General features: G+C 33.0%; 9 protein-coding genes. 8 read left to right on the top strand and 1 reads right to left on the bottom strand.

Translation table 11 applies throughout. The annotated features are described in order from the left end of the window. Nucleotides 1-13: 13 nt before the first annotated feature. Nucleotides 14-1,000, bottom strand: coding sequence for a LacI family DNA-binding transcriptional regulator (locus tag BAU16_RS06225; protein WP_161526738.1), 987 nt, complete (start codon nt 998-1,000; stop codon nt 14-16). A 366-nt stretch (nt 1,001-1,366) separates the two neighbouring features. Between BAU16_RS06225 and rbsK the strand changes: the two genes are divergently transcribed. From rbsK to BAU16_RS06185, 8 genes are read left to right on the top strand one after another with little or no spacing between them, the layout of a single operon-like run. Beyond that, nucleotides 1,367-2,290, top strand: coding sequence for a ribokinase (gene rbsK / locus BAU16_RS06220; RefSeq protein ID WP_137605414.1), 924 nt, complete (start codon nt 1,367-1,369; stop codon nt 2,288-2,290). A gap of 9 nt (nt 2,291-2,299) precedes the next feature. Further along, the gene (locus BAU16_RS06215; protein ID WP_137605415.1) at nt 2,300-3,298 is read left to right on the top strand and encodes a LacI family DNA-binding transcriptional regulator; all 999 of its coding nucleotides are present in this window, start codon (nt 2,300-2,302) and stop codon (nt 3,296-3,298) included. Then, the gene (locus BAU16_RS06210; RefSeq protein ID WP_137605416.1) at nt 3,299-3,901 is read left to right on the top strand and encodes a KpsF/GutQ family sugar-phosphate isomerase; all 603 of its coding nucleotides are present in this window, start codon (nt 3,299-3,301) and stop codon (nt 3,899-3,901) included. It begins immediately after the preceding gene. Between the two features lies 1 nt (nt 3,902). After that, nucleotides 3,903-5,165, top strand: a complete 1,263-nt coding sequence (locus tag BAU16_RS06205) for an ABC transporter substrate-binding protein (RefSeq protein WP_137605417.1) — start codon at nt 3,903-3,905, stop codon at nt 5,163-5,165. A gap of 54 nt (nt 5,166-5,219) precedes the next feature. Next, nucleotides 5,220-6,170, top strand: coding sequence for a carbohydrate ABC transporter permease (locus BAU16_RS06200; RefSeq protein WP_137605418.1), 951 nt, complete (start codon nt 5,220-5,222; stop codon nt 6,168-6,170). Continuing rightward, nucleotides 6,167-6,988 carry a carbohydrate ABC transporter permease gene (locus BAU16_RS06195; protein WP_137605419.1) on the top strand — a complete coding sequence of 274 codons (822 nt, stop codon included), beginning with the start codon at nt 6,167-6,169 and terminating at the stop codon, nt 6,986-6,988. Before BAU16_RS06200 ends, BAU16_RS06195 begins: the two co-directional genes overlap by 4 nt. A 43-nt stretch (nt 6,989-7,031) precedes the next feature. Continuing rightward, a complete protein-coding gene (locus BAU16_RS06190) occupies nt 7,032-8,126 on the top strand; it encodes a glycoside hydrolase family 172 protein (RefSeq protein ID WP_137605420.1) in 1,095 nt (364 codons plus the stop codon). A gap of 20 nt (nt 8,127-8,146) precedes the next feature. Further along, a complete protein-coding gene (locus BAU16_RS06185; protein WP_137605421.1) occupies nt 8,147-9,415 on the top strand; it encodes an ABC transporter substrate-binding protein in 1,269 nt (422 codons plus the stop codon). The last annotated feature ends 79 nt before the right edge of the window (nt 9,416-9,494 follow it).

The raw sequence follows: 9,494 nt of genomic DNA, 5'->3' as shown, positions 1-9,494 counted from the left end.
ATACAAGATTTTTTTATTCAATTATATTAGTTAGAATTTTAGTAACAACGGTATTTGAATCAGTGATTTCTAGTTTTTCTTGAAGCAAACTGGCAACTTCAATTCCTAATTCATAAGGATTTTGTTTTACAAAGGTAATAATATTTTTAGAAAAAATCTGTTGAAAAGTAATTTGACCATAGGAAGCTATCGGATAAAGTACACGATCTTTATCACTAAAATTTTCATACATTTCTGTAATTATACCTGAAGTCATGGTATTACTTAATGAAATAATACCACATCCATTAGGAAAATCAGTTCTAATTTTTGAAAATATTTTTTTAGCATTTTTCTCGTTATATTGTCCATCGTAATAGTGAAAAGGAATATTTTTTTCTCCCAAAGCTTTTTTTACGCCCTGAATTCGCTCATACCCGATAGAAAGATATTCATAACCACCAAGTAAAGCAATTTCTTTAACAGTAGTTGTTTCCAAAAATTTAATAGTCAGTTCATAAGCAGATTTATTATTTGACTCTCCAACAAAATCTATTCGCGGTTTAATATCTATTAAGCGATCTACTGTGATAATTTTTGTTCCCATTTTTACTAATTCTTTGATAAATGATTCATTATAGCCAATAGTAGCTAAGACAATTATTTCAGCATTACTTTCGTATAATTTACGTAAAATGGACTCTTCTTTTTGAGGGTTATCATCAGAGCTAGCAATATAGAAAACATAATCTGAACGGTTAAAATGGTCCTCAATTCCTTTAATCAGCTGCATAAAGAATTCATTTGCCAATGTTGGAATAATTATTCCAATAATATTACTACTATTTTTTTTTAAATTTGCAGCAGTTTTATTTGAAAAATAATTTAATTCTTCAATTGCTGCATTAACTTTTTCCTTATTTTCAGAAGTTACCGTGTTTATATTATTTATGACTCGTGAGACTGTTGCAATCGAAACATTTGCAAGTTTAGCAACTTCTTTAATCGTAACTCGGTTCAATGTTTTTCTCCTTAGGTTAAAAATACTTTTTAAGTAAACGTTTACTATTACATCATATAGAATACAACTAAGCGGACTTAAAAACAATAAAAAACACGTTTCTAAACAATTATAAAATATTTTATTGAGGTATGAAAGTATATACACATAATGAAATTTAAATTAAGAAACAAATTAGAAACAAAAATAACGTATTGAATTCTTAAACGAGAGACTGTATTATTAATTTTGTAAAAAGCAAACGCTTTCAATGGAATGTGGGCGTTTGCTTGCTAAAAGCCTCCACAAGTAAACGTTTACTTGTGGAAAAAGCAAATCATATTTTTTTTAAAAGCGTAAGTAAACGTTTACTTGGAGGGGTATTTAATGGCTAAAATTGTTATATTAGGAAGCTTCATGATGGATCTTCTGACAAAAGCAACCCGTTTACCTGAAAATGGTGAAACACTAATTGGCGTTGATTTTGATAAGAATGCTGGAGGAAAAGGAGCTAATCAGGCGGCAACTATTGCAAAGTTAGAAGAAGAAGTTACTTTTATTGGAATGGTCGGAAAAGATGATTTTGGTATTGAGGCAAAAGAGGTCTTAAATAGAGTAGGAGTAGATACAGAATATATGTTATCTACGAGTAAGTCATCAACAGGTGTGGGGTGTGTTTGGGTAGATAAAGATGGTAACAATAGAATAATAGTAGTTCCAGGAGCAAATTTGCAATTTTCAATGGATGACTTTAATGAAGTAAAGTCGATTATTTTGGATGCAGAATTACTAGTTTTGCAATTAGAGATGGATCTGAGTGTAACAAAAAGAGTGATTGAGTTTGCCTATAAAAATCAAATAAAAGTTTTGTTGAATCCAGCCCCGGCCGTTTTATTAGAAAAGGACATTTTACAAAAAATTAGCTACTTAACACCTAATGAAACAGAACTTGGTATTTTAACTGATAAAAAAATTAAAACAAGGAAGGATGTAATCGAATCCTCACGATTATTAATAGAAATGGGAGTTGAAAACGTCATTGTCACTCTCGGTGAAAAAGGAGCATTATGGATGGACAATAATTTTCAAATAACCGAAATGGGTGCATTCAAAGTGGAGCCTGTTGATACTGTAGCTGCAGGGGATTCATTTAATGGTGCGTTAGCTTATGGTCTTGTAAATAATATGAATAAAAAAGAAATCTTACTATTGGCAAATACTGTAGGAGCTTTCACTGTAACAAAATCAGGAGCAATTAAGTCTTTGCCAACGAAGAAAGATCTTGTAAATCTAAACAGAATATTAATTTAAGGTATTGTGATGAAAAGAAAAAGAACAACAATTCGAGATGTTGCTACTGAAGCACAGCTATCAATTGCTACTGTTTCACGAGTAATAAATAATCTCGGTACGGTCTCTGAAGATAATAAAAACAAGGTTTTAGAAGCAATAAAAAGAACGAATTATTATTCAAATATGACTGCCTCAAATTTAAAGAGGAATAGCAGCAACATTGTGGGAATCGTAATTCCTAATGTTACAAATGAGTATTTTATGCAAATTATAAAAGGGCTGGAGGATACGTTTAGCAAACAGAAGTATGTACTTTATATAGCTAGTTCAAATGATAATCCAGTACATGAAAAAAATATTTTGAAAAAATTTCTCGAAAACAATGTAGAAGCCGTTATTTTAGCTACTACCGGAGAAAATGATTCTTTTATTGAAGAGTTAGCTACTACAGGATTGAAAATTATTTCAATTGATAGACAAGTTGAAAAAGCTTCTAATATAAGCTTTGTTGGGGAGGCTAATTTCCAAAATGCTTATAAATTGACAAAAAAATTTTTAGAGAATGTTACACAGCCAATAGTTATAGTAAATGGGTTACAGAATTTATCAGTTGGAAATGATCGATTGTGTGGAACTATTTCGGCTTTAGAGGAAGTGGGGGAGGATTACTCCATATTAGATGGGAACTACACTGAAAAAGGAGGAGAAATTTTATTTAGAGAAATAATAGATAGATTTCCAAATGGATGCAATATTATTTCACTTAACAATGCAATGACTACTGGAATAATTAAAGCTATTTATGAAAGACTTCCACAAGACCAACGCGAATCATATAAAATTGCTTCCTATGGTAAGATTCAGTTTCAAAATTTATTTCAAAATTTTATTTTGTGCTATGTGCAGCAAGAACCAAGAGAGATTGGAATTGAAGCAGCAAAATTAGTAATAAGAATGAATGAAAAAAAATACTACGAAAATCAAACTAGGTTAGTTATGAAAACGGTTATTCAAGGAGGAAGTTAGATGGAAAATGTATTGGATCGAGCAAGAGCGGTAATTGATACCGAGCAACGGGCGCTAAAGTCAGTGGGAGACAATCTTAATTCGGAGTTTTTGAAAGTAGTACATGCTGTTCAAAAAAGAAAAGGAAAGGTTGTTTTTACAGGTGTGGGTAAATCTGGACACATCGGACAAAAATTAGCTGCTACTTTCTCAAGTTTAGGAATTACTTCGATTTTCGTTCATAGCACGGAAGCAGTACATGGTGATTTGGGAATGGTTAATAAAGAGGATGTTGTTTTTTTATTATCAAACAGCGGAGAAACGAGAGAGGTGTTAGCAGTAATTCCGTCATTAAGTAAAATCGGTTGTTTTAAGATAGCATTTACTTCAAAAAAAAATTCCTCTTTGGCACATGCTTGCGATCTTACTTTAGCTTACAGCTATGAAAATGAAGCAGATCAATTGAATTTGGCTCCCACAACGAGTGCTATTATTATGTTGGCTTTAGGGGATAGCTTAGGTGTTACCTTATCCGAATCTGCTAACTTTAGTAGTGATGATTTTCATCTTTATCATCCTGGGGGGTCCCTTGGAGAAAAATTAGAAAAAACAGGAGGAGAATAAAATGAATAAAAAAGTATTATCATTTGTTACAATTGTTGGAGCTGTACTACTTTTAGGAGCTTGTGGTAATAAAAAAGAAAATTCTTCTAGCAGTGACAAAACTAAAATTGAATTTTGGAACCATTGGACCAGTGAAGGTGGAGAAGGGAAATTTTTTAATGAAAAAATTAAAGAGTACGAAGAAAAGAATCCATCTATAGATATCGTTCAAAAAAATATTCCAATTGATGACTATACCGGTACTAAATTAACTACTGCCTTTGCTACAGGTGAAGGACCAGATGTTTTTAGTGCAAGTCCAGGTACAATTAATACGTTTATTGAATCAGGTATTACTTATCCTCTCGATAAATATTTTGATGAAGAAGTACTAAAAGATTATTCAGAAGAATCAATTAAAGATGTTACAAAAGATGGAAAAATCATTGCTATACCATTTGAGCAAGATTTAATGGCTTTGTTCTATGACAAAGACATGTTTGAAAAAGTTGGAATCCAACCACCAACAACTTGGGATGAAATGATAACAGCAGCAAAAAAATTAACTACGGATGAAATTTCGGGAATTACTTACGATTTAACGAAAGGAGCATATGGTAATTTTTCGTTCATGCCATTTGTATGGCAGTCAGGTGGGGATTTCTTCGATGGTGAAAAATCATTGCTTAATACTAAACCAGTAATAGATGCTCTGACTTTGTGGAAAAAAATGGTTGATGACGGCAGCGCTAACCTAAAGCCTTCTCGTTTTGCTAGTGATGTGGGGATTTTGGGAGATGAAGAAACTGCAATGTGGATTGGCGGAAGTTTTGGTATTAAAGCATTGGAAGACGATTATGCAGATACCAATGTTGGTGTAGTTCCGTTACCTATTCCAGAGGATGGGATGCCTACTTCAGTTGCAGGCGGTTGGAAATTAGTTGTCAATTCTCAAAGTAAGCATGCAGATGAAGCAGCAAAATTTGCTAAATGGTTATTTCTTGATAAGGATGCTAAGAACAGCACTGAATGGAATACAGAAGTGAAATTTTCCTATTCTCCTAGAAAATCAGTTATTAAAAATGCTGAAGATATCTATCAAAAAGGGTTACGTGCTAACTTTACAAATGATATTTACGGCACTGAACGCCCTGAATTATCAATGGATCCCAAGGTATCCGATATTATTGGAGATATGATTCAAAATGCTTTATTTAGTGATACCCCTGAACAAGCGGCTAAAGATGCAGATAAAAAATTAACGGAATATTTCGAAAGTAATTAATTTTTGAATTATGGAGGTCAAATAAATTTTGACCTCCATAAAGGGGGGAGAACAATGCAAAAAGTAGAACAAAAAAAGCAAAAAAAAACTAAGAAAAGTATAAACAAAACTTTAGGAGAAAGCCTAACGGCCTATTTAATGCTTCTTCCAGATATTTTAGGATTAGCAATATTTGTTTTTATACCTATGCTATATGCTATTTATGTTAGTTTTCATGAATGGAACGGCTTGACTGAAATGAGTTTTATAGGATTGGATAATTATAAAAGACTACTTAGAGATAGCGATTTTTTTAATTCACTAAAAGTCACATTTACTTATGCAATTATCTATATTCCAGCAGTTTATGCTGTTTCATTGGGATTGGCATTAATTACAACAAGTTTGAAAGGAAAATTAGAAGTTTTTGCACGTATGGCTTATTTTATTCCTTATTCAATCTCAACTGTTGTTGCTGCATTAGTATGGACATTTATGTATTCTCCAAAGAGAGGTTATTTCAATGAAATATTGAATCTTTTGGGTATTCCAAACCAAAATTTTTTAGCAGATAGGAATCAGGCACTTTTAAGTGTCGTAGCAGTCGGAGTATGGCTAATCGTTGGATATAATATGGTTATTTTTATATCTGCACTGAAAGATGTACCTCAAACATATTATGAAGCAGCAGAAATAGATGGAGCTAGTTCATTTCAAAAGTTCATTCATGTGACTCTTCCTCAAATAAAAAATACAACAATTTTTATTTTAGTTGTGACGACGATTGGATCTTTTCAGGTTTTTGACCAAATCAAAATTATGACAAACGGAGGACCAGCAAAAGCCACCGAAGTAACAGTATTTAGAATTTATGATCAAGCATTTACAATGTACGATTTTGGATATTCATCTACAATGGCGGTTGCCTTATTCTTATTGATTATGGGTCTATCATATTTCCAATTTAAAACAATGAGAGATGATAAAGTTGATATGGTTAAACACAAAAGGGGGAAGAAAAAATGAGAAGTAGAAGAAAACAAATTATTATTAATATTTGTGCAGTACTGCTTGCTTTATTGTTTCTATTCCCCATCTACGTTATGGTTCTAAGCTCTTTTAAACCGAACAATGAAATATTTAATATGTCTTTGATTCCTAACTTTAAAACGTTAACATTTGAAAATTTTAGACAAGTTTTTGCGAATGGTTCATTTTTTAGGAGTATGATAAATTCTTTTATCATTGCTATAACAATTACAATAACTGCGCTTATTTTCCATTCAATGGCTGGTTATGCCTTAGCAAAGCTTAAATTTCCGGGAAGAAAACTTGTTTTTGCATGGTTTATGAGCACGATGATGATTCCTTTTGCGGTAATCATGATTCCGTTGTTTACGATTGTAAAAGGGATGGGATTAATGAATACCCTTTGGGCAGTTATTCTTCCATTATTGCCTAATGCATACGGTATTTTCTTATATCGACAGTTTTTTATGGATATTCCAGATTCATTGATGGAAGCTGCACGAATTGATGGGTTATCTAATTTTAAAATTTTTTGGAAAATATATATGCCGCTTTCCAAACCAATTACCGTAACTCTTGCAATTACATTCTTTGTTACTAACTGGAATACCTATTTATGGCCATTGATCGTTACTCAGCGTCAAGATTTATGGGTAATTCAAGTTGCAATGGCAAACTTTAAGCAGGAACACACAACTGCTTGGAATCTTATATTGGCTGGAGCAGTAATAGCCGCATTACCAACGGTTATCTTATTTTTCCTATTCCAAAATTATATTAAAGATGGGATAAAAACATCTGGTATGAAAGAATAGTGGTTGAATATACAGTAAATTTATATATATGAGGAGAGATATTATGTTAGGAAGCTCATTGAGAGATATTTGTAAAGAAAGATCAGGTAAAAGAAAACGCTTTTCTAGTTATGATGTCACCGGAGGAAACCGCGACTTCCTCAAACTTTATCCAAATGACAGAAAAGTACTTGCTAATATTAATAAACCAGGTTGCATCACACATATTTGGATAACTATGGCACCGTTAGAAAATATGATGGAGGACTATCTATATAGAAAGATTATTTTGAGAATGTATTGGGATGGAGAAGAGAACCCTAGCGTAGAGGTTCCTATAGGTGATTTTTTTGGCATGGGACATGGAATTACTAAGAACTTTGTTTCAGCACCATTTCAGATGGGTCCTGAAAATGGTCAGGCTTTGAATTGTTTTCTTCCAATGCCGTTTAATGAAAAAGCAGTCATCGAGGTTCAGTGCGAATCAGAAAGACCATTAAAATTTTATTACTACATTGATTATGAAGAATATGAGGAAAACGTTGATACGAACTTGCGATTTCATGCACATTGGCATAGAGAAGTCACTCAAGGATTAAAAGATGAAAATAATGATAATGCCTATTTTGAATTTGGAGGTAAAAATACCTCTGGAGAAAATAATTATGTACTACTAGAAGCGGAAGGAAAGGGACATTATATTGGATGTAACTTGAATATTCACAATTTGCGTTTTACGAATGAATGGAACTGGTACGGTGAAGGCGATGACATGATATTCATTGATGGAGAAGAATGGCCTCCTTCTCTACATGGAACTGGCATGGAAGATTATTTTAATACGGCTTGGTGTCCAACGCAGGAATACAATAGCCCATACTTTGGGTTGATACTTGGTGGCGATCCAAATTGGGCTGGAAAAATATCGACCTATCGTTATCATATAGAAGACCCTGTTATGTTTGATAAATCAATAAAAGTTACTATCGAACACGGTCATAATAACCATCGAAGTGATGATTATAGTAGTACTGCGTATTGGTATCAGACCGAACCTCATAAAGAATTTTTACCAATCATAGGTGTAACAGGCAGATTGCCTTTATCAGATATCATTGAACCAAAAGAATCAGAAACAGAAGATTTTTTTAACTATTAAACAGGCTAAGGAGTAAAGACATGAAAAAAAGTGTTTGGGGATTCTTAATAGTAATAGTTTTCTTTAGCTTAGCTGGTTGTGGTAGCAATAATAATACTGAAGAGAACAATGATAAAAAAATACAATTAAGTTTTTGGAACTTTTGGTCAAAGGGTGGTGGAGAGGAAAAATTTTTTAATGATCGTATCAAAGATTTTGAGACGTTGCACACAAATGTGGAAATTACACAAACGAATGTACCAGTAGACGAATATATGGGAACCAAACTTGCAACTGCTTTTACTTCTGGAACTGGACCAGATATATTTGTTGCAAGTCCGGGAACCATAAGTACATTTATTAATGCTGGAATTCCCTATCCAATGGAAAAATATTTCCCGAAAGAAGTGTTAGCGGATTATTCAAAAGCTTCTATCGACTCTGTTACTGATGAAAAGGGCCATATTTTAGCAGTACCAACAGAACAAGATCTAGTGGCTCTTTTTTATGATAAGAATCTTTTAGATAATGCTAATATAACACCTCCTAAAACATGGGATGAATTAATTCTTGCAGCAAAAAAACTTACAACACCAGAACGAGCAGGTATTACCTTTGAAATGACGAAAGGAGCATTTCAAAATTTTTGTTTAATGCCATTCATTTGGCAGCAAGATAGCAATTACATCGTTGATGGAAGAGCAAATTTAAATTCTCCTGAAGTTATCAAAGCACTAACATTTTGGAGATCTTTTATTGAAGATGGAAGTGCAAATGTTAAACCATCACGTGGAGCAGGTGACGTAGGGATTCTTGGTGATGATGAAACAGCATTGTGGATTGGAGGAACGGTAGGTATACGTGTATTGAATGAGGAGTATAAAGATAGAAATATAGGTGTAATTCCTTTACCTAAACCATCACTAGATGCAAAAGATGTCACGGTTGCTGGAGGGTGGAATTTCGTAGTAAATTCCAAAGGTAAACATCCTGATGAAGCAGCAGAATTTGTTAAATATATGTTTTTAGATGAAGATGGTGTGAGTAGTACAAAATGGAATACAGAGGCTAAATTTTCATACTCCCCTCGCCGAAGTATCATTGACGGATCGCCTGAGTCCTACCAACAAAATTTAGCTAAAGATGTTACTGATAAAATTTATGGAACACAGATTCCTGAATTAACTCTTTCACCAGAAGAAAGTAATATTATTGGTGATATGATTCAAAATGCTTTATTTGCTACATCTCCAACAAAGGCTGCAGAAGAAGCTCAGAAGAAGTTAGAAGCTGCCTTAGCCAAAGAATAAAAAATATACCTTTGGATGAGAATTCATGAAGGACCCGCAAAAGTTAGATTTTATTGTCTAACTTTTACGGGTCCTTCAA

This window comes from Enterococcus sp. JM9B (genome assembly GCF_009933265.1).
Lineage (GTDB): Bacteria > Bacillota > Bacilli > Lactobacillales > Enterococcaceae > Enterococcus_C > Enterococcus_C songbeiensis.
The sequence above is the reverse complement of the archived record's forward strand: the minus strand, read 5'-3'. Positions and strand labels throughout refer to the sequence as shown.